Raw genomic sequence first — 283 nt, 5'->3', positions numbered from 1 at the left:
CAGATGCGCGCCGAGGCTGCCACGGCCGAGCAACTCGCGGCTGGCGCCCAGTGCGAGCAGCACCAGCAGGAAGCCGAGGCCCATCGCAAGGCCGTCGAGCAGGGCACGGGGCACCGACTCACGCGACGCGAAGGACTCCGCCCGCGCCAGCACCAGGCAGTTGGTGACGATCAGCGGCAGGAAGATGCCGAGCGCGGCGTGCAGGCCCGGCCACCACGCGGCCATGGCCAGTTCGACCGAGGTGACCGCGGCTGCGATCACCATGACGAACACTGCCAGGCGC

The 283-nt window shown here is 71.7% G+C and carries 1 protein-coding gene; it reads right to left on the bottom strand.

The features are described 5' to 3' along the window. Positions 1-283 (bottom strand): Rnf-Nqr domain containing protein (locus LZP69_RS16285; RefSeq protein ID WP_326490275.1); only part of this gene is annotated, 283 nt, incomplete at both ends.

Source organism: Shewanella sp. AS1 (genome assembly GCF_021412565.1).
Taxonomy (GTDB): Bacteria; Pseudomonadota; Gammaproteobacteria; order Enterobacterales; family Shewanellaceae; genus Shewanella.
The sequence above is the reverse complement of the archived record's forward strand: the minus strand, read 5'-3'. Positions and strand labels throughout refer to the sequence as shown.